The following is a 24325-nucleotide window of genomic DNA, read 5'->3' as shown; positions in this document are numbered from 1 at the left end:
GTAAATCGATTATCGATACCAAGCACTGTCCCTGGCACACCGCTTGCTAACCACATCCGGACCGTCTTTCGCTCACCCACTGCCCCCACAGGAGATTCCACGTGAACCTTGCCTCCCCTTCCTTTGCGCTGAAGTCCGTGGCCGCCGGCGCCGCGCTGTGCCTGCTGTCGCTGTCCGGCACCGCCCACGCGCAGGAAAAGACGCTGCGCATCGCCATGACCGCGGCCGACATCCCGCGCACGCTGGGCCAGCCCGACCAGGGTTTCGAAGGCAACCGCTTCACCGGCATCCCCATGTACGACGCGCTGACGCACTGGGACCTGTCCAAGGCCGACGCCCCCAGCGTGCTGATCCCGGGCCTGGCGACCGAATGGGCCGTGGACGCCAAGGACAGGACCAAGTGGACGTTCAAGCTGCGCCCCGGCGTGAAGTTCCATGACGGCTCGGCCTTCAACGCCGACAGCGTGGTCTGGAACGTGCGCAAGGTGCTCGACAAGGCTGCCCCGCACTTCGATGCCAGCCAGGTCGGTGTGACGGCCTCGCGCATGCCCACGCTGGTGTCGGCCCGCAAGATCGACGACCTGACGGTGGAACTGACGACCAGCGAGCCCGACTCCTTCCTGCCGCTGAACCTGACCAACTTGTTCATGGCCTCGCCCGCGCACTGGGAAGCCAAGCTCAAGGCCGTGCCGGCCAGCGTGGCCGACCCGGCCGAGCGCGCCAAGCAGGCCTGGACCGCCTTCGCCTCCGACGCCTCGGGCACCGGCCCGTTCAAGATGACGCGCTTCGTCGCGCGCGAGCGCCTGGAAGTGGCGGCCAACAAGGCGTATTGGGACCCCAAGCGCACGCCCAAGATCGACAAGGTCGTGATGCTGCCCATGCCCGAGGCCAACGCCCGCACGGCCGCGCTGCTGGGCAACCAGGTCGACTGGATCGAGGCCCCCTCGCCTGACGCCATGCCGCAGATCACGCAGCGCGGCTACAAGATCTATTCCAACGCCCAGCCGCATGTGTGGCCGTGGCAGCTGTCGTTCGCCGAAGGCTCGCCCTGGCTGGACAAGCGCGTACGCCAGGCCGCCAACCTGTGCGTGGACCGTGCGGGCTTGAAGCAGTTCCTGGGCGGCATGATGGCCGAGCCCAAAGGCACGGTGCCGCCCGGCCACCCCTGGTGGGGCAACCCCAAGTTCGACATCAAGTACGACGTGAAGGCCGCCCAGGCGCTGATGGCGCAGGCTGGCCACACGGCGGCCAAGCCGCTCAAGGTCAAGGTGCAGATCTCGGCCTCGGGCTCGGGCCAGATGCAGCCGCTGCCCATGAACGAGTTCGTGCAGCAATCGCTCAAGCAATGCTTCTTCGATGTGCAGTTCGACGTGATCGAGTGGAACACGCTGTTCACCAACTGGCGCCGCGGCGTGAAGGACGCGACCGCCAACGGCGCCAACGCGATCAACGTGAGCTTCGCGGCCATGGACCCGTTCTTCGCCATGGTGCGCTTCGCGTCGACCAAGACCTTCCCGCCGGTCTCCAACAACTGGGGCTACTACGGCAATGCCGAGGTCGACAAGCTGATCGCCGATGCGCGCACCACCTTCGACGACAAGGGCCGAGACGCCGCGCTGGCCAAGCTGCATGCCCACCTGGTCGATGACGCGGCGTTCATCTGGATCGCGCACGACGTGGGCCCGCGCGCCATGTCGGCCAAGGTCAAGAACGTGGTGCAGCCCAAGAGCTGGTTCATCGACATCGCCACGATGACGATGGAGTAACAGCCCACCCTCGCTTCTTGCTCACTGCGTGTAGCCGAGTCCTCCCTCCACGGAGCAACACCAGCGGCCCGGCAAAGCCGGTTCCGCGGTGTTCCCGCAGGGGCTCGCGCCCGTTGTCACGGCCGCACAGGTCGGCACACGCATCCGAGAGCAGGACCTCGCCACCGCCAGCTTCAAGCCAGCCACACCCATGCTCGCCTACATCCTGCGCCGCATCGTCTATGCCATCCCCATCATGCTGGGCGTGGCCCTGGTCTGCTTCGCGCTGGTGCACCTCGCGCCAGGCGATCCGCTCGTCTCCATCCTGCCGCCCGACGCCTCGGCCGACCTGCAGGCCCAGATGCGCGAGCTCTACGGCTTCAACCGCAGCCTGCCCGAGCAGTTCGCCAGCTGGGTCTGGCGCGCGCTGCAGGGCGATCTGGGCACGTCCATCGCCACCAGCCGCCCGGTCGCCGGCGAGGTGATCAAGGCCGTGGGCAACACGCTGCGCCTGGCCGTGGTCGCCACCGCCATCGGCTTCGTCTTCGGCTGCCTGTTCGGCTTCGTGGCCGGCTACTTCCGCGGCTCGTGGATCGACCGTGTGGCCTCGGTCATTTCGGTGCTGGGTGTGTCGGTGCCGCACTACTGGCTGGGCATGGTCATGGTGATCGTGTTCTCGTCCATCCTGGGCTGGCTGCCGGCCACGGGCGCGGGGCCCACCGGCTCGGGCGACTGGAATTGGAACTGGGAGCAGCTGCAGTTCCTGGTGCTGCCGGCCATCACCATGTCGGTGATCCCCATGGGCATCATCGCGCGCACGGTGCGCGCGCTGGTCGCCGACATCCTGGAGCAGGAGTTCGTGCTGGGCCTGCGCGCCAAGGGGCTCACGCACTTCGGCGTGTTCTGCCACATCGTCAAGAACACGGCACCCACGGCACTCGCGGTCATGGGCCTGCAACTGGGCTACCTGCTGGGCGGATCGATCCTGATCGAGACCGTGTTCTCCTGGCCCGGCACCGGCTTCCTGTTGAACTCGGCCATCTTCCAGCGCGACCTGCCGCTGCTGCAAGGCTCCATCCTGGTGCTGGCCATGTTCTTCGTGGTGCTGAACCTCGTCGTGGACATCGTGCAGACGCTGCTGGATCCGCGCATCGCCCGCGGCTGAAACGGAGAACAACCATGTCCGCAGTCCTGTCCCCCTCCGCCGCGGCCGTCGAACCGCTGCCGGCACAACGCTCGCGCGGCTACTGGGCCTCGGTCTGGCTGCGCTTTCGGCGCGACCCGGTGGCCGTGGGCGCCGCCTGCGTGGTGCTGCTGCTGATCGCCATCGGCATCTTCGGCCCCTGGCTCGCGCCGGCCGACCCCTACCAGGCCTCGATGCTGAACCGGCTCAAGCCCATAGCCACCAGCGGCTACCCGCTGGGCAGCGACGAGCTGGGCCGCGACATGCTGTCGCGGCTGATCGTGGGTGCGCGGCTGTCGCTGTTCATCGGCATCACACCTGTGCTGTTCGCGTTCGTGTTCGGCGCGGTCATCGGCATCGTGGCCGGCTACGCGGGCGGTGCCGTCAACAGCGTGATCATGCGCACCATCGACGTGTTCTACGCCTTCCCGTCGGTGCTGCTGGCCATCGCGCTGTCGGGCGCGCTGGGGGCCGGCATCCTGAACTCGCTGATCTCGCTGACCATCGTGTTCATCCCGCAGATCGCGCGCGTGGCCGAGGCCGTGACCACGCAGGTGCGCGGGCGCGACTACGTGGAAGCGGCGCGCGCCTCGGGCGCCAGCGCCTTCACCATCGTGCGCGTGCACGTGCTGGGCAATGTGCTGGGGCCGATCTTCGTGTACGCCACCAGCCTGATCGCGGTGTCCATGATCCTGGCTTCGGGCCTGTCCTTCCTGGGCCTGGGCGTGAAGCCGCCGGAACCCGAGTGGGGCCTGATGCTCAACACGCTGCGCACCGCCATCTACGTGCAGCCCTGGATCGCCGCGCTGCCGGGCGTGATGATCTTCATCACCTCGATCTCGTTCAACCTGCTCTCCGACGGGTTGCGCACGGCCATGGACAACAAGGGGTGAACGCAATGACGACAGAACTGCAAGCAGCCGCCGCGATGCTGGAGCATGCCGACGAGATCGGCGGCCCGGCCCAGCCGCTGCTGACGGTCCGCGGCCTCACCAAGCACTTCGCGCTCAAGGGCGGCACGCTGCCCGGCGCACCGCGCAAGGTGGTGCGCGCCGTGGACGGCGTGGACTTCGAGGTGCTGAAGGGCGAGACGCTGGGCGTGGTCGGCGAGTCCGGCTGCGGCAAGTCGACCACGGCGCGGCTGCTCATGCAGCTGATCGACCCCAGCGCGGGCGAGGTGGTCTTCGACGGCCGCACCGTGGGCAGCCGCGAGCTGCCGCTCAAGGAGTTCCGGCGCCAGGTGCAAATGGTGTTCCAGGACAGCTACGCCTCGCTGAACCCGCGCCTGACCATCGAGGACTCCATCGCTTTCGGCCCGCAGGTGCACGGTGTGTCCACGCGCGAATCCGTGGCCCGCGCACGCGACCTGCTGGCCCGCGTGGGCCTGGAGCCCGGCCGCTTCGCCGAGCGCTATCCGCACGAGCTCTCCGGCGGCCAGCGCCAGCGCGTGAACATCGCGCGTGCACTGGCCTTGCAGCCGCGCATGGTGATCCTGGACGAGGCCGTCTCGGCGCTGGACAAATCGGTCGAGGCCCAGGTGCTGAACCTGCTCATGGACCTCAAGGCCGAGTTCGGCCTGACCTATGTGTTCATCAGCCACGACCTCAACGTGGTGCGCTTCATCAGCGACCGCGTGACGGTGATGTACCTGGGCAAGGTGGCCGAGGTCGGCCCCTCGGACGCGCTGTTCGACGAACCGGCCCACCCCTACACGCGCGCGCTGCTGTCGTCCATGCCGTCCATGGATCCCGACAACCGCACCATGGAAGTGCCGCTGGCGGGCGATCCGCCCAACCCGATCGATCCGCCGAGCGGCTGCCGGTTTCATCCGCGCTGCCCGCAGGCTGCAGCCGTGTGCAACCGCACCGAGCCGCAGCGCGTGGCGCGCGCGCAGCAGTCGGTCGCCTGCCTGATCCATCAACGTGGCAGCGGCCACCCCCTCGCGAGCCTGCCATGAACACCACCGCAGAACCCTTCGTCCGCCTGCGCGACCTCCACGTCACCTTCACCGGCGGGCGCAAGCCCGTACAGGCCGTCAACGGCGTGAGCCTGGACCTGCGCCAGGGCGAGGTCGTCGCGCTGATCGGCGAGTCCGGCTCGGGCAAGAGCGTGACCATGCGCACGCTGCTGCGACTGCCCCCGCCGCGGCGCAGCCAGGTCACCGGGGAGGTGCGCGTGGCCGGCCGCGACGTGCTGGCCATGTCCGAGCGCGAACTGGCCGACTACCGCGGCAAGATGGTCTCCATGATCTTCCAGGAGCCGCTTCTGGCGCTGGACCCGGTCTACCCCGTGGGCGCGCAGATCGTCGAGTCGATCCGCCGGCACGAGAACGTGTCCAAGGCCGAAGCGCATGCCCGCGCGCTGGCGCTGTTCGAGCGCGTGCGCATCCCCAGCCCCGAGCGGCGCCTCGCGGCCTACCCGCACGAGATGTCGGGCGGCATGCGCCAGCGCGCCATGATCGCGCTGGCGCTGGCCTGCAAGCCGCAGGTGCTGCTGGCCGACGAGCCCACCACTGCGCTGGATGCGACGGTGCAGATCCAGATCCTGCTGCTGCTGCGCGAGCTGCAGCGCGACCTGAATCTGTCGGTGCTGTTCGTCACGCACGACATCGGCGCGGCCGTCGAGGTGGCCGACCGCATCGCCGTGATGTATGCCGGCCGCATCGTCGAGGAAGGCACGGCGCGCGAGCTGATCCGCGCGCCGCGCCATCCCTACACTGTCGCCCTGCTCAAGAGCCGCGCGCATGGCGCGCTGGCCAAGGGCGCGCGGCTGGAAACGATTGGCGGCGCGCCGCCCGACCTGGCCGCGCTGCCGCCCGGCTGCGCTTTCGCGGCGCGCTGCAGCCTGGCCGAGGCGGCCTGCCTGCAGACCCGCCCCGATCCCGTCACACTCGCACCGGGCCACCGCGCCCGCTGCCTGCGCACCGATGCCGTGGCCGCGCTCGCGCCCGTGGCGGTCGGTTGAACCCACCCTGGAGATTCCCACGATGCCCTTGCACGATCCCGCCCACGCCTTCGTTCCCTACCCCGACGTGCCGGTCCCGGCGGCGCCCACCGGCCCGTTGACGGGCCTGAGCTTCGCGGTCAAGGACCTCTACGACGTGGCGGGCTATCCCACGGGCGGCGGCAGCCCCTTCGTGCTGGCCATGTCCGGCATCAAGACGCGCAACGCGCCCGTGGTGCAGCAGTTGCTGGACGCGGGCGCACGCTTCGTCGGCAAGACCGTGACCGACGAGCTGGCCTTCTCGATGAACGGCAACAACGCGCACTTCGGCGCGCCGATCAACGGCGCGGCGCCGGACCGCATCACGGGCGGCTCGTCCTCGGGCTCGGCCTCGGCCGTGTCGTCGAACCTGTGCGACTTTGCGCTGGGCAGCGACACGGGCGGCTCGGTGCGCGCGCCGGCCAACCACTGCAAGCTCTACGGCATCCGGCCCACGCACGGCCGCATCAGCCTGCAAGCGACGCTGGACCTCGCGCCCAGCCTGGACACCTGCGGCTGGTTCGCGCGCGACGTGCAGACCTTCGCGCGCGTGGGTGCCGTGCTGCTCTGTGACGACCCCGCACCGCTGCCGACCAAGGTCCGGCTGCTGCGCCCCAACGATGTCTGGTCGCTGGTCGAGCCGCCCGTGGCCGACGCGCTGGCCGCCGCCGTGGCACGCGCGGAGCAGGCCTTCGGCCACGCGACCGACTGCCGCGTGGCGCTGGAATCCTGGGACGCGATGTACTGGAACTTCCGCTACATCCAGGCGCGCGAGGCCTGGCTGACCGACGGGCCGCTGATCGAGCGCTTCGCGCCGCCGCTGGGCCCGGGCGTGGCCGAGCGCTTCGCCTGGTCGCGCGCCGTGACCGACGCCCAGGTGCAGGCCGCGCGCGCCTTCCGCGAGAAGTTCCGCGGCCTGCTGGCCACGTTGCTCGGCCAGGACGGCGTGCTGGTCATACCCACCATGCCCGACATCGCACCGCTGCGCAGCGAGGGCGAGGCAGGCCTGGAGACCTACCGCAACCGCGCGATCCAGATGCTGTGCATCGCCGGGCTGTCGGGTTTTCCGCAGATCTCGCTGCCGCTCGCGCAGCGCGAAGGCGCGCCGCTGGGGCTGTCGCTGCTGGGGCCGGCCGGCTCGGACCGCTCGCTGATCGCGCTGGCCGCGCAGATGGGGCCGGACTGAAGGGCTCCCGCTGAAGTCGGCCCTGCCTGGCCGGCCTGCGATTCGGCGATAATAAGAACAATTCTTATCCATCTACACCACGGCACGGCCGCCAGTCGATCAGCTGCTGGGATGGGCAACCGTCACGGGCCGAGCCTTGCTGGAGCGATACCACCGCGAACTGCTGAACTTCCTTGCCCGCCAGGTGAGCGACCGCGACGCCGCAGCAGACCTGGCCCAGGAAAGCTACGTGCGCGTTCTGGCGGTGCAGCATGCAGGCCGGTCCATCGTCGACGTGCGGGCTCTGCTCTACCGCACGGCGCACAACCTGCTCATCGACCGCCACCGCCGCGCCAGCGTCAGGCGGCACGAAGACCTGGACACGGTGCCGGAGCACGCGCAGCCTCGCGCCCCCGCGCACCTGCAGCCCGACGAGGCACTGGCCGCGATGCAGGTCGTCCGCGCCTATGTGGCCGCCATCGAGGCCTTGGCCCCACGTTGCCGCGAGGCCTTCGTGCTGCACGTGTTCGACGGGCTCAGCCATGCGCAGGTGGGCCAGCGCATGGGCATCTCCGCCAGCATGGTGGAAAAGCACATCGTCCGCGCCATGGTGGCGTGCAAGCTGTGCGCGCGCCAACTGCACCAAGGCCGGCGGGGTGGGTGAACGTCCCAACGACTGCGCCTACAGTCGCAGCCCGCCCCACCAGTTGCCATGCGCCTGAATTCGCCAGCCCCCTGCCCGCCCCATCACCGCGCGATGACCGATGAGGACGCAGACGCGCGCGCATTCGACGCCTTCGCGCAGCAGCAGGACCCGCTGGATGTCGCGGCCGCCACCTGGGCCGCACGCCGCCGCAACGGCCTGGACGCCCGCGGCGACGCGGAGCTGCAGGCCTGGCTCGCTGCCGACCCGCGCCACGCGGACGCACTGGCAGACATGGACGAAACCTTCGGCGCGGTGGGCCAGTTGCCCCCGGACGAGGTTGCGTCCCTGCGCGCGGCATTGCCGGCGCGGCCTGCCCTCGCTGCCCCGCCGCCGCGACAGTCCCTGCGCGCTGTCATGCCCTGGTGGACCGGCTGGGGCCGTGGGCTCCCGCAGGCCGCCATCGCCACGGTGCTGGCGCTGGCCGTCGGCGGCGGCTGGCTGGGCTGGGACCGGTGGCAGCGCCAGCCGACCTTCGTGCAGGCCTTCGCCACGGAGCGCGGGCAACAGCGGTCCGTCGCACTGCCCGACGCCGCGTCGGGCGCCAGCGCACTGCAACTGGACACCGCCACCCACCTGGAGGCGCGCCTCTACCGCGACCGCCGCGAAGTCCACCTGGCCGATGGCCAGGCCATGTTCAGCATCCACGCCGATCCCGCGCGGCCCTTCCATGTGCTGGCCGGCCCGCTGCGCATCACGGTGGTGGGCACGCGCTTCTCGGTGCGGCACACGTCCTCGGGCGTCGATGCGGGCAAGACCGTGGTGTCGGTGGAGGAAGGCCAGGTGCGGGTGTCGCCCATCACGGCAGGCAACCCCGGCCATGCCGCGGTCGCCGCACAGGCGCCTGTCGAGCTGAGCGCCGGCCTCATGGTCGTCGCCGGCCAGGATGGCCGGCTGGGGCCTGCCACACCCATCGCCAGCGCCGCGATCGCCCCCTGGCGCAGCGGGCGCATCAGCTTCGAGCACACGCCGCTGCACGAGGCACTGGCCGAATTCGAGCGCTATGGCCGCACAGGGCTGGTGGTGCGCGACCCCGCCGTCGCCGCGCTGCCGGTGGGCGGAAGCTACAACCTGCGGCAGTTCCAGCACTTCTCGCGTGCGCTGCCGCAGATCCTGCCGGTGCGCCTGGTCCCGGCGGGTGACGCCACGGAAATCGTGGCGCGCTGAGGCTTGCGCGAGATGCGTTGAAAAAAATTCGGCCGCGACCTGAGGATTGCGGCCGGCGGTGCGTCTTCCACGGTGAGAGGGGCCTGCGCACCGCGCAGGTCCCGGCATTCCAACACTGTTCGAGGAATCTCCACCATGCGCACTGCGCGTTTCCGCTTCGCCCCGCTGGCCCTGGCCGCAGCCGTCGCCACCGCCCTGGCGGCCACCGCCCCTCCTGCTTGCGCGCAGGCAGCAGCCCCCGTCGCCATCGCCATTGCCTCGCAGCCGCTGGCCCAGGCGCTGAACGAACTGGCGCGCCAGGCCAAGCTGCAGATGAGCTTCCCGGCCGCACCCGTGGCGGGCAAGACCGCACCGGCCGTCTCCGGCCAGCTCACGCCGGCCGCGGCCCTGGACCGCCTGCTCGCCGGCAGCGGCCTCGTCGGCGTGATCGAGCAGGGATCGGCCATCGTCCGCCCTGCCGCCAACGGCACGGCGCTGCCGACCGTGGAGGTGAAGGCCGCCGCCGATGCGGCCACCCCGCCACCGCTGTATGCGGGTGGCCAGACCGCACGCGGTGGTCGCGCGGGCCTGCTCGGCAACCGCGACACCATGGACACGCCGTTCAGCGTCACGCAGTACACCGCGCAGTTGATCGAGGACCAGCAGGCCCAGAACATCGGCGACATCCTGGTGAACGACCCCTCGGTGCGCAACACCTATGCACGCGGTGCCGGCCGCGACGAGTTCAACATCCGCGGCTTCACGCTGTTCAACTACGACGTGTCCTTCAACGGCCTGTACGGCCTGTCGCCCCGCAACGCCAGTTCGCTGATCGGCGTGGAGCGCGTGGAAGTGCTGCGCGGTCCGAACGCCTTGCTCAACGGCATGGCGCCGGCCGGCTCGGTGGGCGGCGCCGTCAACCTCGTGCCCAAGCGTGCCGGCGCCGTGCCGCTCAACCGCGTCACGCTCTCGTACATCGGCGATGGCCAGGTCGGCACCCACCTCGACCTGGGCCGCCGCTTCGGCGCCGACCAGCAGGTCGGCGTGCGCGTGAACGCGCTGCGCCGCTCGGGCGACATGCCGGTGGACCACGCCAGCGAAAAGCTCGACGCGCTCACGGTGGGCCTGGATTTTCAGGGCGAACGCGTGCGTGTCGAGGCCGACCTGAACCACCAGAACCGCACCACGCGCGCGCGCAGCAGCCTGCTGTTCCCGCCGGAGTCCGGCACCGCCATCGGCCCGGCGCCCGACGCGAAGCGCAACTTCCTCGAGGAATGGACCTTCTGGAAGGCCAGGGAGACCTCGGCCTTGGTGCGTGCGGAAGTGGACGTGGCCTCCGATGTCAAGGTCTACGGCGCCGTGGGCCGGCAGACCTATGACTTCAGCAGCCTGCAGACCAGCTCGTTGTTGCTGAGCACCGAAGGCGACATCGTGTCGCGCCCGACGCGGCTGGACGAGTACGTCGACACGACGACGGCCGAGGCCGGCATCCGCGGCAAGTTCAGCACCGGCACACTCCGCCATGAAGCGGCGCTCGGCCTGAGCACCTACAGCCTCGACCAGGGCACGCTGCGCGCCACGGGCGCGTTGATCCGCTCGAACATCTACCAGCCGACGCCGAACCCTCGCCCCGACATCGCGCTGGCCGGCCCGATCCCGAAGGTCGGCGAAACGCGTCTGCGCAGCGCGGCGCTGGTCGACACGGTCTCCTTCGACGGCGGCCGCTTGCAGGTGACGTTGGGCGCGCGCAAACAGAATGTCGAGACGGTCTCGTTCACCAGCATCCCACCACGCTACGACGAATCCGCCGTCACGCCGGTCGCCACGGTCCTCTTCAAAGCCAGCCCGGCGCTGTCCTTCTACGGCAACTACATCGAAGGCCTGAGCCAGGGCCCGACAGCGCCCGAGGGTGCCTCCAACGCCGGCGAGACGTTCCCGCCAGGCAAATCGAAGCAGCACGAAGTCGGCGCCAAGTACGACACTGGAAACTTCGTCACGACGCTGAGCGTGTTCCAGATCGAGCGCCCGAACGGCTTCCTGAACCCGGCCACCAATCGCTTCGGCATGGACGGTCTGCAGCGCAACCGCGGCGTCGAGCTGCTCACGCAGGGACAGGCCATGGCCGGACTCCGCGTGCTCGCGGGCGCCGCGTACACCGACGGCAAGCTCGACAAGACCGAGGGCGGCGCGAACGACGGCCGCACCGCCCCCGCGACGCCGAAGCTGCAGCTCAACGCCGCCGGCGAATGGGACGCCGGCTTTCTCGAAGGCCTGACCCTCACGGCGCGTGCCGTGCGCACCAGTTCGCAGTACGTCGACACCGCGAACACGCAGCGGCTGCCTGGGTGGACACGCCTGGACCTCGGTGCGCGCTACCGGTTCTCGACCGGCCCGGTGCCGATCACCCTGCGCGCGACCGTGGAGAACGTGGCCGACAAGAACTACTGGCTGTCCGCTGCACGCGAAGGGCTGACGGTGGGCGCGCCGCGCACCTTGCTGGTGTCGATGACGGCCGACTTCTGAACCCGTGGGCAAGGCGCCAGCCTGCGGCCCCTGGGGGGTCGCTTCGCGCGCACTGGCCGCGGCCGGGGGCGGTTACCTGCTGGCCAGCGTGCTGCCGGTTCCTTTTGTCGCGCTGTGGCCGATGGCGCGCGTGGACGCCGCGCTGGCAGCCATGACCGCGGGCTTCGTGGTCTACGCCGCCGCGGTGGTGTGGGCCTTCGCCGCACGCAGTGCTGGCGTGGCGTGGGCCGGCCTCGCCGGCGCACTGGCCTTGTCTGCGCTAGCCGCCTGGGTCGTGCTGTGAGCCAGGCGCTGCTGCAGCCGGCCTTGCGCCAGGCCATGGCCTGGCTCCACACCTGGATGGGCCTGCTGTGCGGCTGGCTGCTGTACTTCATGTTCGTCACCGGCACGCTGGGCTATGTGGACACCGAGATCGACCGGTGGATGCGGCCGGAACTGCCGCCCGCCAGCGTCCCCCTGCGCGCCGAAGATGCCGCCCGCACAGGGCTCGCCTACCTCGCCGCGCACGCGCCTGGCGCGCGGCGCTGGACCATCTCTGTTCCGGTCGACCGCAACGAGCCCTACCTGCGCGTCACCTGGCGCGGCGCACAGGGGTCCGGTGCCCCGGCCGGGGCGGCCTTCCTCGACCCGACCACCGGCGCGGCGTTCGCGGCGCGCCAGACCGGCGGAGGCCAGGCGCTGTACCAGATGCATTGGGCGCTGCACTACCTGCCGATCACGGCTGCGGAGTGGACCGTCGGCATCGCGACGATGTGCATGCTCGTGGCCATCGTCACCGGCGTGGTGGTGCACCGGCGCATCTTCTCGGACTTCTTCACCTTCCGCCCGGGCAGGGGCCAGCGATCGTGGCTGGACGCGCACAACCTCGCCAGCGTCGTCTCGCTGCCCTACCAGCTCATGATCACGTACTCGGGCCTGGTCTTCCTGATGTTCTCGTTCATGCCGCTGGCCGTCGTCGGCTGGTACGGGCCTGGGGCGCAAGGCAGCCAGGCTTTCCTCGAAGAAGTGTTCCCTTCGCCGGCACGCACGGGTGCTGCGGGCCGGCCCGTCCCGATGGTGGCGCTGGACGGGTTGCTTGCCGACGTGCGTCCCCGGCTCGCGGGCGCGGCCGTCACGCTGCTGGAATTCGACCACCCCGGCGACGCGGCCGCGCGCATCACGGTGGTGGGCGACTTCGCGGCCGGCCCGCTGCGCGCTGCGGACCTGTTCACCTACGACGGCGCCAGCGGCGCGCTGCTGGCGTCGCGCCCGCGGTGGACGTCTGGCCCCAGGGGATTGCGCGATCTCCTGCTCGGTTTGCACGAAGGCCTGTTCGCCGGCCCGGCGCTGCGCGCGCTGTACCTCGTGGCCGGCCTGCTCGGCACCGCGATGGTCGCGACAGGCCTGGTGCTGTGGACGGTGAAGCGCCGCCAACGCGTCGAGCAGGAACGCGCGCGGGCGCACCATGGCCTGCGCCTGGTCGAGCGCCTGAACGTTGGCACCATCGTCGGATTGCCCGTTGGCATCGCCGCCTGCTTCTGGGCCAACCGCCTGCTGCCGACCGACCTGGCCCGGCGTGGCGACTGGGAGTTGCACCTGCTGTTCATCGCCTGGGCGGCGCTGCTGCTGCATGCGGCGCTACGCCCCGCCGCCAGGGGTTGGCAGGAACAGTCCTGGCTGGCCGCAGGGGCGTTTTCGCTGCTGCCCGTGCTCAATGCGCTGACGACGCCGAGGCACCTGGGTGTTTCGCTGCCGCAGGGCGACTGGGCACTCGCCGGCTTCGACCTCACGGTGCTGGCCCTGGGCCTCGCCTTCCTCGGCGTGGCCATGCGGCTCTCGCGCCGGCGCCGCTGCACCGGGCGTTGACCCGGTCGGCAAGGCTTCAAGCGGCCGCAAGCCCCTGCAAAGTTTCGCGGAAACGCCGCGCCGCCGGCGTTTCGCGCTCCTCGCGCCAGGCCAGGGCGATGCCGATCTCGGTGTCCGCCCCCGGGCCATGCAGCGGCCGGAACGCCAGGCTGCGCGTGGCGTGCCGCGCGGCCACCGAGGGCACCAGTGCCACGCCCAGCCCGCTCTCGACGAGGCTGACCACGGTCTGCACCTGCACGGCCTCCTGCTGCACGCGGGGCACGAAGCCAGCCCGCTGACAAGCCAGCAGCGCCATGGCGTGCAGGCCCGGCACGGCTTCGGCGCCGAAGATGACAAAGCGTTCGTCGCGCAGTTCCTCCAGCGCGATGCGCCGCCGCCGGGCCAGGCGGTGCGTCACCGGCAGGGCCGCGACAAAGCGGTCGCGCTCGATCGGCAACAGCTGGGCACCGTGGGCACGCACCAGCGGAAAGCGCAGCAGCGCCGCGTCCAACTGGCCTTGCTGCACATCCTCCAGCAACCGGCGCGTGGTCGATTCGGCCAGCACCAGCTGCACCTCGGGAAAGCGTGCACGGAACACCGGCATGACCTGCGGCATCAGCGCGTAGGTGGCCGAGCCCACGAAGCCGATGCGCAGGCTGCCGGCCTCGCCGCGCGCGGTGGCGGCGGCCACGCGGCCGAACTGCTCGGTGTGGAACAGCGCGCGGCGCGCGTCCTCCAGCGCGGCGGTGCCGGCCGCCGTCAGCGCCGTGCCGCGGCGCGTGCGCTCAAACAGCTGCACGCCGAGCTGCTCTTCCAGCCGGCGGATCGAGGCGGACAGCGGCGGCTGCGACATGTGCAGTTGCTCGGCGGCGCGGTGGTAGTTCAGCGTTTCGGCCACGGCGACGAAGTGGCGCAGTTGTCGGGAGTCCATTGATACGGGTGGGCTATCACAGGTGGAGAAAGAAATATTAGACGCGATGCAGCAGCCACCGAACAATCCGCGCTTTTCAAGCCCATGGAGACGAGACGATGGCACCGCTCAAGGGCCTGCGCGTGCTGGACCTGTCCAGCGTGATCTTCGGCCCGCTGGCCAGCCAGCTGCTGGCCGACTATGGCGCCGAGGTCGTGAAGATCGAGCCGCCCGAGGGCGATTCCACGCGCCACACGGGCCCCGCGCGCGAGGACGGCATGGCCGCGATGTTCCTGGGTGCCAACCGCAGCAAGCAGAGCGTGGTGCTGGACCTCAAGCAGCCGGCCGCGCAGGACGCCTTGCAGGCCCTGCTGGCCACGGCCGACGTGTTCATGCACAGCATGCGGCCGCAGAAGCTTGCGGCGCTGGGCGTGGACCCCGGGACGCTCCGCACGCGCTTCCCGCGCCTGGTCTATGCCAGCCTGCTCGGCTTCCTGCCCGGGCCCTACGCGGGCCGCCCGGCCTACGACGACGTGGTCCAGGGCATGTCGGGCCTGGCCGACCTCATGGCGCGCCAGGGCAGCGACACCCGCTACCTGCCGACCATCGCGGCCGACAAGACCTGCGCCCATGTGGCGGCCCATGCCATCCTGGCCGCGCTGTGGCAGCGTGAACGCACGGGCGAAGGCGCGCATGTGGAGGTGCCGATGTTCGAGTCCATGGTGGGCTTCAACCTGGTCGAGCACTTCTACGGCCAGCACTTCGAGCCACCGCTGTCGGCCCCCGGCTACCCGCGCGTGCTGGCGCCCTGGCGCCGGCCCTACCGCACGGCGGACGGGCACGTGGCCATGATGCCGTACACCGATCTGCACTGGCAGCGCTTCTTCACCGAGGTCGGCGCGCCGCAGCACGCGGCCGATCCGCGCTTCGTCGGCATCGCGAACCGCACGCGCCACATCGCCGAGTTGCTGGAGCTGGCCGGGGCCTACGTGGCGCGCGAGAGCACCGCGCACTGGCTTGCCGCCTGCGAACGGCTGGAGATCCCGGCGGCGCCGGTCGCACGCCTGGACGCGCTGCCACAGGACCCGCACCTGGCCGCCACGGGCTTTTTCGAGACCGTGGACGACAGCGCGATGGGCCTGCTCCGCTTTCCCGGCACGCCCGTGCGCTTCGACGGGCAGCGCCAGCCGGTGGCCTTGCCGCCGCGGCTGGGCCAGCACACGCGCGCGCAGCTGGCCGCCGCCGGCCTCGCGCCACAGCACATCCAGGCCCTGATCGACCAGGGCGCCGCCCGCAGCCATCCCACCGGAGACACCGCATGAACAGCCCCGCCGCCATCGACCGCAGCCTGCCCCGCCTCGGCCAGGGCTACGTCTGGCAGGACCTCGCGGTCGGCCAGCGCCTGCGCACCTTTGCGCGCACCGTGACCGAGGCCGACCTCGTGAACTTCATCGGCGTGACCGGCATGCTGGAGGCCATCTTCATCGAGGAAGGCTACGCGGGCGCGGCCATGGCCGGCCGGCCCGTGCCGGGCGCGCTGACCTATGCGCTGATCGAGGGCTTCATCCTGCAGACCATGATCCAGGGCACGGGCCTGGCGATGCTGGAGCTGCACCAGAAGATCCTCGCGCCCGTGCTCGTGGGCGACACCATCGAGGCGCAGATCGAGGTCACCGGCATCCGACCCACGTCCAAAAGCGGGCGCGCCGTCGTCGACTCGCGGATCGACGTGTTCAACCAGCGTGGCGTGCTGGTCATGACCTACACCGCCACGCGGCTGTTGGCCGGCCGCCCCTGAGACAACGCACCACCATCGAAGGAGACACCGTGAACCTGCCATCCACCCGCCGCGCGGCGCTCGCGCTGGCCCTCGCCGCCGCACTGACGCCCTGGGGCGCCGCCCAGGCCCAGGCCGCCTACCCGGCCAAGCCCATCACCATGGTCGTGCCGTTCCCGCCCGGCGGGCCGACCGACCTGGTGGCACGCGTGCTCGCGCAGAAGCTGTCCGAGCAGATGGGCCAGCCCATCGTGGTCGACAACCGCGGCGGCGCCAACGGCAACATCGGCGCGGTGGCGGTCGCCAAGGCCGCGGCCGACGGCTACGCGCTGCTCTACAACACCTCGTCGATCACGCTGAGCCCCTCGCTGTACAAGAGCCTGCCCTACGACGCGCAGCGCGACCTGGCGCCCGTGGCGCTCACGGCCGTGGTGCCGCTGGCGCTGGTCGTGCACCCCAGCGTGCCGGCCAACACCGTGGCCGAGTTCGTGGCCTATGCCAAGGCCAACCCCGACAAGCTGTCCTACGGCTCGGCCGGCAACGGCAACGTGACGCACCTGGCGGCCTACCAGTTCGTGCGCGCCCAGGGCATCGTGGCCACGCACGTGCCCTACAAGGGCAGCGCACCGGCGGACGTGGACCTGGCGGCCGGGCAGATCCAGTTCATGACCGACACCATCAACTCGGTCATGTCCTTCGTGAAGGACAAGCGCATCAAGCTGCTGGCCGTGACCACGGCCAGGCGCATGTCGCTGTTCCCCGAGGTGCCGACGCTGGCCGAGAGCGTGATGCCGGGCTTCGAGGCCGGCGCCTGGCAGGGCCTGATGGTGCCGGCCGGCACGCCGGCGGCCGTGGTGCAGCGGCTCAACGCCGAGGTGGCCAAGGCGCTCAGGAGCGCCGACGTGCGCGAGAAGCTGGCCCTGCAGGGCGCCGAACCGCTGGGCTCCAGCCCCGAGGAGTACGGCGCCTACCTGCGCAAGGAAACGGAGCGCTGGGCCGGCGTGGTCAAGGCCACGGGCGTCACGCTGGAATGACCACCGACACGCTGCGCTCCCAGCGCACCACGTCGCAGTCCACGGCCTGCGCCGCGCGCTCGACGACCACGAAGTCGCCCGCGTCCACGGCCAGCAGCGCGTGGTGCCAGGTGCCCGGCGCGAGCACCACGCCCTGCGCGCCATCGGTCATGAAGGCCGCCAGCGCGCCCAGGTCGGGTTCGGGTGCCGCCGGCGCCACGACCAGCACGAAGCGCCGCTGCCCCAGCGGCACGAAGGTCTGGCTGCCCAGCGCGTGGCGCTCGAGCTCGTCCACGGCATGCGGAAAGCGGCGCGCCTGCGCGCGGAACAGCGCCAGCATGGGGCGCCCGCCCTCGGCCGACAGCGCCATGTCGGCCAACAGGTCGAAGCGTTGCGAGGTGCCGCCATTGATGGGACGGCCGGGGGCGCCGGCCGGCACGGCGATGACGGTGCCGAAGGGGGCGAAGGCGGCCGCGGTCAGCGGCTGGACGGACAGGGTGTTGTGCATGCGCCGATCCTAAGGAAAGTCCCCGTGCGGCGGTGCAACACGCGCAGCTATGATCCGCGCCCATGCCGCCGGGCCTCGTGGCCGGCGGCTTTTGTTTTTCGACCTTCTTCGCCGCCATGCCTCCTGAGAACGACCCGGGCCTGCCCGATGGTCAATCCCCTGCCGACGAACCGACCCGCGTCCCCCTGAAGATCGAGGATTGGCTGACCGTGCTGATCATGGCCGCGCTGGCACTGATCACCTTCGCCAACGTGCTGGTGCGCTACTTCACCGACAGTTCCTTCGCCTGGACCGAGGAGTTTTCGGTCTTCCTCATGATCCTCCTGGCCATGGTGGCCGGCTCGGCCGCCGTGGCGCGCGACCGGCACATCCGCATCGAGTACTTCAGCGAGGCCGGCTCGATGGCACGCCGCAAGCGCCTGGCGCAGTTCGGCGCGCTCATGGTGGCGCTGCTGTTCTTCCTGATCGCCGCGCTGTCGCTGCGCGTGGTCTGGGACGATTTCCGCTTCGAGGAAACCTCGCCCGGCATCGGCGTGCCGCAGTGGTGGTACTCGGTCTGGTTGCCCATCGTCTGCACGGCGATCGGGCTGCGCGCCGTCGGCCTGTTCATCCGCCGCGGCCGGACCGACAAGCCATGATCGCCACCCTGCTGTTCACGGGCTTCGTGCTCATGATGCTCGCGGGCGTGCCCATCGGCGCCGCCCTGGGCCTGGCCGGTGCGGCCTGCATCGCACTGGCCAATGCCGACGCGCAATGGTTCGGCCTCTTGGCCGTGCCGCAGAACTTCTACGCCGGCCTGGGCAAGTACCCGCTGCTCGCGATCCCGATGTTCGTGCTGGTCGGCTCGATCTTCGACCGCTCGGGCGTGGCGTTGCGGCTGGTCAACTTCGCCATCGCCATGGTCGGCCGCGGTCCCGGCATGCTGCCGCTGGTGGCCATCGTGGTGGCCATGTTCCTGGGCGGCATCTCGGGCTCGGGGCCGGCCAATGCGGCGGCCGTGGGCGCGGTGATGATCGCGGCCATGTCGCGGGCGGGCTATCCGGCCGCCTACTCGGCCAGCGTGGTCGGTGCCGCGGCAGCCACCGACATCCTGATCCCGCCCTCGGTGGCCTTCATCGTGTACTCGGTGCTGGTGCCGGGCGCCTCGGTGCCGGCGCTGTTCGCGGCCGGCATGATCCCGGGCCTGCTGGCCGGCATTGCGCTGATCGTGCCGGCGGTCTGGATGGCACGCCGGCACAACATGGGCCAGCTCGAATCCAGCCTGCCGCGTCCGGCCTTCTGGCAGAGCTTGCGCGAGGCCGTCTGGGGCCTGGCCGCACCGGTGTTGATCCTGGGCGGCATGCGCATGGGCTGGTTCACGCCGACCGAAGCGGCCGTGGTGGCCGTGTTCTACGGCCTGTTCGTGGGCATGGTGGTGCACCGCACGATCACCGTGCGCGACCTGTTTCCCATCCTGCGCGAGTCGGGCGAACTCTCGGCCGTGATCCTGCTCGTGGTGTCGCTGGCGGGCATCTTCGCCTACTCGCTGTCCACGCTGGGCGTGATCGATCCGGTGGCCCAGGCCATCGTGAATTCGGGCCTGGGCGAGTACGGCGTGCTGGCGCTCTTGATCCTGCTGCTGATCACCGTGGGCATGTTCCTGGACGGCGTGTCGATCTTCCTGATCTTCGTGCCGCTGCTGTGGCCCATCGTGCAGCACTACCACTGGGACCCGGTGTGGTTCGGCGTGATCCTCACGCTCAAGGTCGCGCTGGGCCAGTTCACGCCGCCGCTGGCGGTCAATCTGATGGTGTCCTGCCGCATCGCCAAGGTGCGCATGGAAGAGACCGTGCGCTGGGTCGGCTGGATGCTGTTCGCGATGTTCCTGGTCATGGTGGCGGTGATCGCCTGGCCGCAACTCGCGCTGTGGCTGCCGGCCAAGCTCGGCTATTGATGTTCCCAACGAAAGGAAAGTGCCCATGAAATTCCGCCGCTCCCTGCTCGCGCTGGCCGCCGTCGCCACCGCCTTCGGCAGCTTCTCGGTGCCGGCCACTGCGCAGAACTACAAGGCCGAGTACAAGCTCTCGCTGGTGCTGGGCCCGCCGACGCCCTGGGGCATGGCCGGCAAGATCTGGGCCGACATGGTCAAGGAGCGCACCCAGGGCCGCATCAACATCAAGCTGTACCCCGGCGTCTCGCTGATCCAGGGCGATCAGACGCGCGAGTTCAGCGCGCTGCGCCAGGGCGTGATCGACATGGCCGTGGGCTCCACGATCAACTGGTCGCCGCAGGTCAAGGAGCTGAACCTGTTCTCGCTGCCCTTCCTGATGCCCGACTACGCGGCCGTGGACGCGCTCACGCAGGGCGAGGTCGGCAAGGATCTGTTCGCGCGGCTCGAGAAGGCTGGCGTGGTGCCGCTGGCCTGGGGCGAGAACGGCTACCGCGAGATCACCAATTCCAAGCGGCCGATCAAGTCGCCGGAAGACCTCAAGGGCATGAAGCTGCGCGTGGTCGGCTCGCCGCTGTTCGCCGACACCTTCACGGCGCTGGGTGCCAATCCCACGCAGATGAGCTGGGCCGACGCCCAGCCTGCACTGGCCAGCGGCGCCGTGGACGGGCAGGAGAATCCGCTGTTCATGTTCCCCGTGCTCAAGCTGCACAACATGGGCCAGAAGTTCGTGACCACCTGGGGCTACATGGCGGACCCGCTGGTGTTCGTGGTCAACAAGGAGATCTGGGAATCCTGGACGCCGGCCGACCGCGAGATCGTGCGCAAGGCCGCGCTGGACGCGGGCAAGGAAGAGGTCGTGCTGGCCCGCAAGGGCCTGGTCGAGGCCGACAAGCCGCTGCTCAAGGACATCGCCGGCTTCGGCGTGACGGTGACCCAGCTGAGTGCCGCCGAGCGCGACGCCTTCGTCAAGGCCACACGGCCGGTCTACACCAAGTGGAAGGCGCAGATCGGCAGCGGCCTCGTCGACAAGGCCGAGAAGGCCATCGCGGCGCGGCCCAAGTAGTCCGCCGCCCGTTGGCGGCAGTGCTCCGACGCAGAGCCTGCCGCCACCCTGCGCGCTTTCAGCGCAGGTATTCGCCGCTGGCCTCGGGTTGGAACAGCAGGGCGTCCACCCGCAGCGCCGCGGCCCGCCCGTCGGGCAGTGTCCAGCCCGCGACTTCCCCCACCCTGGCGCCCAGCAGCGCCGTGCCGATCGGCGAGAGCACCGAGACCAGGCCTTGCGCGGCATCGGCCTCGGACGGGTAGGCCAGCGTCAACTCGCGCGACGGCGCGCCGGCCTCGTCGGCCACACGCACGCGCGAGCGCATGGTCACCACGTCGGGCGCCATGTCGGATGGCGCGACCAGGTCGGCGTTGTCGAGCAGGGCCTGCACATGGGCATGGGCGGGGTTGCCAGCATCGACGAGCTTGGCGATGCGCACATGGTCGAGCTCGTTCAGGGTTCGGATCGTGGCGGTGGGGGTCGGAACATTCATTGCACACTCCTGTCGCAAAAAAGAAACGCCGGGTGCGAGCCCGGCGATCCGATGTGGCGAAGAAGAAGAGGAAGAAGTTCGCCGGGCTCAGGAGGGTGCGGTGGGCTTTCGGCCCACCACCAGGGGGCGGGCGGCCGGTTCCTGGCGCGCGCGCGCGCCCGTACGCGCTGCACAGCAGCGGTACAGGGAGTGCAGTGCGGCCAGCATGGCGTGCTCAGTGCTGCAGGATCTTGTTCAGGAAGTCCTTGGTCCGCGGCTGGCGGGCCTCGGGGTTGCCGAAGAAGTCTTCCTTGGAGCAGTCTTCCAGGATGCGGCCACCCACGTCGATGAAGATCACGCGGCTGGCCACCTTGCGGGCAAAGCCCATCTCGTGCGTCACGCACATCATGGTCATGCCTTCCTTGGCCAGGCTGACCATCACGTCCAGGACCTCGCCAACCATTTCGGGGTCCAGCGCCGAGGTGGGTTCGTCGAACAGCATCACGATGGGGTCCATCGACAGCGCGCGCGCGATCGCCACGCGCTGCTGCTGGCCGCCCGACAACTGGCCCGGGAACTTGTCCTTGTGCGCCATGAGGCCCACGCGGTCCAGCATCTTGAGGCCACGCGTCTTGGCCTCGTCGGCGCTGCGGCCCAGCACCTTGATCTGCGCGATCGTGAGGTTCTCGGTCACCGACAGGTGCGGGAACAGCTCGAAGTGCTGGAACACCATGCCGACCTTGGAACGCAGCTTGGGCAGGTCGGTCTTGGGATCGCTGACCTTGACGCCGTTGACGATGATCTCGCCCTTCTGGATCGGCTCCAGCGCGTTGACGGTCTTGATCAGCGTGGACTTGCCCGAGCCCGAGGGGCCGCAGACCACGACCACGTCGCCCTTGTTGATGCTGACGTTGCAGTTGTTCAGCACCTGCACCGGGCCGTACCACTTGGACACGTCCTTGATTTGGATCATTTGTTCAGCCATTTGATTTCTTTCCAGACGGGTGCTTGTTCAACGGATGATGGCGATTTTCTTGTGCAGGCGCTTGACCAGCCAGGACAGCGCATAGCACAGCACGAAGTAGACAACCGCAGCGAGCAGGTAGGACTCGATCGGGCGGCCGAAATTCTTGCCGGCCGTCTCGAAGCCCTTGAGCATGTCGTAGGCGCCGATGGCGTAGACCAGCGAGGTGTCCTGGAACAGGATGATGGTCTGCGTCAGCAGCACCGGCAGCATGTTGCGGAAGGCCTGCGGCAGGATCACCAGCGTCATGTTCTGCTTGTAGCTCATGCCCACCGCCATGCCCGCGAAGACCTGGCCACGCGGAATGGACTGGATGCCGGCGCGCATGATCTCCGAGAAGTACGCCGCTTCGAACGCGATGAAGGTGATGATGGCCGACATCTCGGCGCCGATGGGCCGCCCGATGATGAAGGGCACGATCAGGAAGAACCACAGGATCACCATCACCAACGGGATGCTGCGCATGCCGTTGACGTAGATGGCGGCCGGGGTGTCCAGCCATTTCTTGCCCGACAGGCGCATCAGCGCCAGCAGCGTGCCGAAGAAGATGCCGCCCAGCGTCGCCACGACCGTCAGGAACACGCTGAAGTAGAAGCCCTTCAGCACGAAGTCGGTGATGACGCTCCAGTTGTAGAAGCCGAAGTCGAGATTCATGTCAGTGGCCTCCCGTGCCGCCGGCCGCGACGAAGCCCGGCACGCGTGCACGCCTCTCGATGAAGGCCATGATGCGGTTGATGACCATGGCCGAGATGATGTAGAGCACCGTCACGCCCAGGTACATCTCGATCGGGCGGGCGGTTTCCTCACCGGCCTGCATGGCGAACTGGGTCAGCTCGGCGATCGACACCGCGAACGCGACCGAGGAGTTCTTGAAGATGTTCATGGACTCGCTGGTCAGCGGCGGCAGGATCATGCGGTAGGCCATGGGCAGGATCACATAGCGGTAGTACTGCCAGGTCGTGAACCCGACGGCCATGCCGGCGTAGCGCTGGCCGCGTGGCAGGGCCTGGATGCCTGCGCGCAGTTGCTCGGCGATCCGCGCAGAAGTGAAGAAGCCCAGCGCCAGCACCACCAGCACGAAGGGCGGCACGTCGCGCGCGGCCGTGAAGATGGCGGGCACCACGTGGTACCACAGGAAGATCTGCACCAGCAGCGGGATGTTGCGGAAGAGTTCCACCCAGGCGTTGCCGAAACGCACCCAGCCAGGGCTGTTGGGCAGCGTACGCAGGATGCCGATCAGCGAGCCCACGACCAGCGCCACCAGCAGCGCCGACAAGGCGACCGAGATCGTCCAGCCCCAGGCCGAGAGCATCCATTGCAAGTAGGTCGGGTCCTTGCCGCCCGGATCCTGCAGGTAGACCTGCCAATCCCAATTTCCCATCGGGAACTCCTCTTTGTCGTCTTTGAATTCGGTTCCGGCACAAAAAACGCCCGCTCGAATCGGCGGGCGTTCAGTGCGTCACCCAGTGCGGATTACTTGGCTGCGTAATCTTCCATGGGCTTGTCGTTCGGGCTGGCCCAGGCTTGCTTGGTGGCCTCGGACATCGGCAGGCTTGTCGTACAGCTTGGCCAGCGAACCGTCTGCGATCTGGCGCTTGATGCTGTCGTCCACGGCCTTCTTGAAGGCCGGGTCGTCCTTGCGCAGCATGCAGGCGATGGGTTCGACCGACAGCACTTCACCGACCATCTTGTAATCGGCCGCGTTGCGCGACTTGGAGGCATTGGCGGCCAGGATGGAGCCATCCATCACGAAGGCATCGGCACGGCCGGACTCGAGCAGCAGGAAGCTGTCGGCGTGGTCCTTGCCCATCACTTCCTTGAAGTCGATGCCTTCGGCGCGCTTGTTCTTGCGCAGGGTCTGCACCGAGGTGGTGCCGGTGGTGGTGGCCACCGTCTTGCCCTTGAGGTCGGCGATGCCGTTGATGCCCGAGTTGGCCTTGGTCAGGATGCGCACTTCCTCCACGTAGGTCGTCACGGCGAAGGACACATCCTTGGCGCGCGTGGCGTTGTTGGTGGTGGAGCCGCACTCCAGATCGACCGTGCCGTTCTGCACCAGCGGGATGCGGTTCTGCGAGGTCACGGGCGTGTACTGGATCTTCAGTTCCTTGCCGGCCGCCTTGGAGAGGTCGGCAACGATGCGTTCGCCCATTTCGGTGTGGAAACCGACGTACTTGCCATTGCCCAGCGTATAGGACAGGGCAGACGAGTCGCGCACGCCGAGGCTGATGCTGCCGCTGGCCTTGATCTTCGCCAGCGTGTCGTTGCTTTGCGCGAAAGCGCCGCCCGCGGCCAGTGCCGTGCACACGATAGCGAGGATGTGCTTCTTCATTCAATCTCTCCTAAGAAAACGGAAGGGAAATAAGACCTTAAACCAGGAT

23 protein-coding genes and 1 pseudogene are annotated in these 24325 nt (G+C 69.3%); 17 read left to right on the top strand and 7 right to left on the bottom strand.

Annotation, left to right across the window (positions count from 1 at the left end; genetic code table 11):
• The first annotated feature begins 101 nt into the window (after nt 1-101).
• The 11 genes from ASF45_RS13600 (at nt 102) to ASF45_RS13550 (ending at nt 13292) form a co-directional block, all read left to right on the top strand.
• On the top strand, nt 102-1766 hold the full coding sequence (locus ASF45_RS13600) for an ABC transporter substrate-binding protein (protein ID WP_056662885.1): 1665 nt from the start codon (nt 102-104) through the stop codon (nt 1764-1766).
• A 190-nt stretch (nt 1767-1956) separates the two neighbouring features.
• Nucleotides 1957-2910, top strand: a complete 954-nt coding sequence (locus tag ASF45_RS13595; protein WP_056663333.1) for an ABC transporter permease — start codon at nt 1957-1959, stop codon at nt 2908-2910.
• A gap of 14 nt (nt 2911-2924) precedes the next feature.
• On the top strand, nt 2925-3821 hold the full coding sequence (locus ASF45_RS13590) for an ABC transporter permease (protein ID WP_056662883.1): 897 nt from the start codon (nt 2925-2927) through the stop codon (nt 3819-3821).
• A 5-nt stretch (nt 3822-3826) separates the two neighbouring features.
• Nucleotides 3827-4885: an ABC transporter ATP-binding protein gene (locus tag ASF45_RS13585; RefSeq protein ID WP_369802137.1), complete on the top strand. Its 1059-nt coding sequence runs from the start codon at nt 3827-3829 to the stop codon at nt 4883-4885.
• A complete protein-coding gene (locus ASF45_RS13580) occupies nt 4882-5892 on the top strand; it encodes an ABC transporter ATP-binding protein (RefSeq protein ID WP_056662880.1) in 1011 nt (336 codons plus the stop codon). Before ASF45_RS13585 ends, ASF45_RS13580 begins: the two co-directional genes overlap by 4 nt.
• A 22-nt stretch (nt 5893-5914) precedes the next feature.
• Entirely contained in the window at nt 5915-7096 is a 1182-nt protein-coding gene (locus tag ASF45_RS13575) for an amidase (protein WP_056662878.1), read from the top strand.
• 136 nt (nt 7097-7232) lie between these two features.
• Nucleotides 7233-7739 carry a sigma-70 family RNA polymerase sigma factor gene (locus tag ASF45_RS13570; protein WP_056662873.1) on the top strand — a complete coding sequence of 169 codons (507 nt, stop codon included), beginning with the start codon at nt 7233-7235 and terminating at the stop codon, nt 7737-7739.
• Between the two features lie 93 nt (nt 7740-7832).
• A complete protein-coding gene (locus ASF45_RS13565; protein ID WP_082550992.1) occupies nt 7833-8945 on the top strand; it encodes a FecR family protein in 1113 nt (370 codons plus the stop codon).
• Nucleotides 8946-9080: 135 nt separating this feature from the next.
• On the top strand, nt 9081-11447 hold the full coding sequence (locus ASF45_RS13560) for a TonB-dependent receptor (RefSeq protein ID WP_056662870.1): 2367 nt from the start codon (nt 9081-9083) through the stop codon (nt 11445-11447).
• A gap of 4 nt (nt 11448-11451) precedes the next feature.
• Complete coding sequence (locus ASF45_RS13555; RefSeq protein ID WP_056662867.1) at nt 11452-11730, top strand: hypothetical protein; 279 nt, start codon at nt 11452-11454, stop codon at nt 11728-11730.
• On the top strand, nt 11727-13292 hold the full coding sequence (locus tag ASF45_RS13550) for a PepSY domain-containing protein (protein WP_235580905.1): 1566 nt from the start codon (nt 11727-11729) through the stop codon (nt 13290-13292). The genes ASF45_RS13555 and ASF45_RS13550 overlap by 4 nt, the downstream gene beginning before the upstream one ends.
• Before the next feature lie 16 nt (nt 13293-13308).
• Here ASF45_RS13550 and ASF45_RS13545 read toward each other — a convergent pair whose 3' ends face one another.
• Nucleotides 13309-14202, bottom strand: a complete 894-nt coding sequence (locus tag ASF45_RS13545) for a LysR family transcriptional regulator (protein WP_056662865.1) — start codon at nt 14200-14202, stop codon at nt 13309-13311.
• Between the two features lie 98 nt (nt 14203-14300).
• On the opposite strand from ASF45_RS13545, the gene ASF45_RS13540 reads away from it, so the two are divergent.
• The 3 genes from ASF45_RS13540 to ASF45_RS13530 are packed head-to-tail and all read left to right on the top strand — an operon-like array spanning nt 14301 to nt 16992.
• A complete protein-coding gene (locus tag ASF45_RS13540) occupies nt 14301-15503 on the top strand; it encodes a CaiB/BaiF CoA-transferase family protein (RefSeq protein WP_056662862.1) in 1203 nt (400 codons plus the stop codon).
• Nucleotides 15500-15979, top strand: coding sequence for a MaoC family dehydratase (locus tag ASF45_RS13535; RefSeq protein WP_056662859.1), 480 nt, complete (start codon nt 15500-15502; stop codon nt 15977-15979). The genes ASF45_RS13540 and ASF45_RS13535 overlap by 4 nt, the downstream gene beginning before the upstream one ends.
• A 29-nt stretch (nt 15980-16008) precedes the next feature.
• Nucleotides 16009-16992, top strand: coding sequence for a tripartite tricarboxylate transporter substrate binding protein (locus ASF45_RS13530; RefSeq protein ID WP_056662856.1), 984 nt, complete (start codon nt 16009-16011; stop codon nt 16990-16992).
• On the opposite strand, the gene ASF45_RS13525 is transcribed toward ASF45_RS13530, so the two are convergent.
• A complete protein-coding gene (locus tag ASF45_RS13525) occupies nt 16979-17479 on the bottom strand; it encodes an ureidoglycolate lyase (protein ID WP_056662855.1) in 501 nt (166 codons plus the stop codon). The genes ASF45_RS13530 and ASF45_RS13525 overlap by 14 nt on opposite strands.
• A gap of 116 nt (nt 17480-17595) precedes the next feature.
• On the opposite strand from ASF45_RS13525, the gene ASF45_RS13520 reads away from it, so the two are divergent.
• From ASF45_RS13520 to ASF45_RS13510, 3 genes are read left to right on the top strand one after another with little or no spacing between them, the layout of a single operon-like run.
• Nucleotides 17596-18117 carry a TRAP transporter small permease gene (locus ASF45_RS13520; RefSeq protein WP_056663321.1) on the top strand — a complete coding sequence of 174 codons (522 nt, stop codon included), beginning with the start codon at nt 17596-17598 and terminating at the stop codon, nt 18115-18117.
• On the top strand, nt 18114-19412 hold the full coding sequence (locus ASF45_RS13515; protein ID WP_056662852.1) for a TRAP transporter large permease: 1299 nt from the start codon (nt 18114-18116) through the stop codon (nt 19410-19412). Before ASF45_RS13520 ends, ASF45_RS13515 begins: the two co-directional genes overlap by 4 nt.
• A 25-nt stretch (nt 19413-19437) precedes the next feature.
• The gene (locus tag ASF45_RS13510; RefSeq protein WP_056662849.1) at nt 19438-20472 is read left to right on the top strand and encodes a DctP family TRAP transporter solute-binding subunit; all 1035 of its coding nucleotides are present in this window, start codon (nt 19438-19440) and stop codon (nt 20470-20472) included.
• 58 nt (nt 20473-20530) lie between these two features.
• On the opposite strand, the gene ASF45_RS13505 is transcribed toward ASF45_RS13510, so the two are convergent.
• The 5 genes and pseudogenes from ASF45_RS13505 to ASF45_RS13485 all read right to left on the bottom strand — a co-directional run bounded on the left by ASF45_RS13505 (nt 20531) and on the right by ASF45_RS13485 (nt 24276).
• On the bottom strand, nt 20531-20944 hold the full coding sequence (locus tag ASF45_RS13505; RefSeq protein WP_056662846.1) for a GreA/GreB family elongation factor: 414 nt from the start codon (nt 20942-20944) through the stop codon (nt 20531-20533).
• 214 nt (nt 20945-21158) lie between these two features.
• Entirely contained in the window at nt 21159-21896 is a 738-nt protein-coding gene (locus ASF45_RS13500; protein ID WP_056662844.1) for an amino acid ABC transporter ATP-binding protein, read from the bottom strand.
• A gap of 39 nt (nt 21897-21935) precedes the next feature.
• Nucleotides 21936-22601, bottom strand: a complete 666-nt coding sequence (locus ASF45_RS13495; RefSeq protein ID WP_056662839.1) for an amino acid ABC transporter permease — start codon at nt 22599-22601, stop codon at nt 21936-21938.
• Between the two features lies 1 nt (nt 22602).
• Nucleotides 22603-23328: an amino acid ABC transporter permease gene (locus ASF45_RS13490; RefSeq protein ID WP_056662836.1), complete on the bottom strand. Its 726-nt coding sequence runs from the start codon at nt 23326-23328 to the stop codon at nt 22603-22605.
• Between the two features lie 92 nt (nt 23329-23420).
• Nucleotides 23421-24276: pseudogene (locus ASF45_RS13485) on the bottom strand (amino acid ABC transporter substrate-binding protein).
• Between the last annotated feature and the right edge of the window lie 49 nt (nt 24277-24325).

The sequence above is a fragment of the Pseudorhodoferax sp. Leaf265 genome, assembly GCF_001422365.1.
Classification (GTDB): domain Bacteria; phylum Pseudomonadota; class Gammaproteobacteria; order Burkholderiales; family Burkholderiaceae_C; genus Pseudorhodoferax.
The sequence above is the reverse complement of the archived record's forward strand: the minus strand, read 5'-3'. Positions and strand labels throughout refer to the sequence as shown.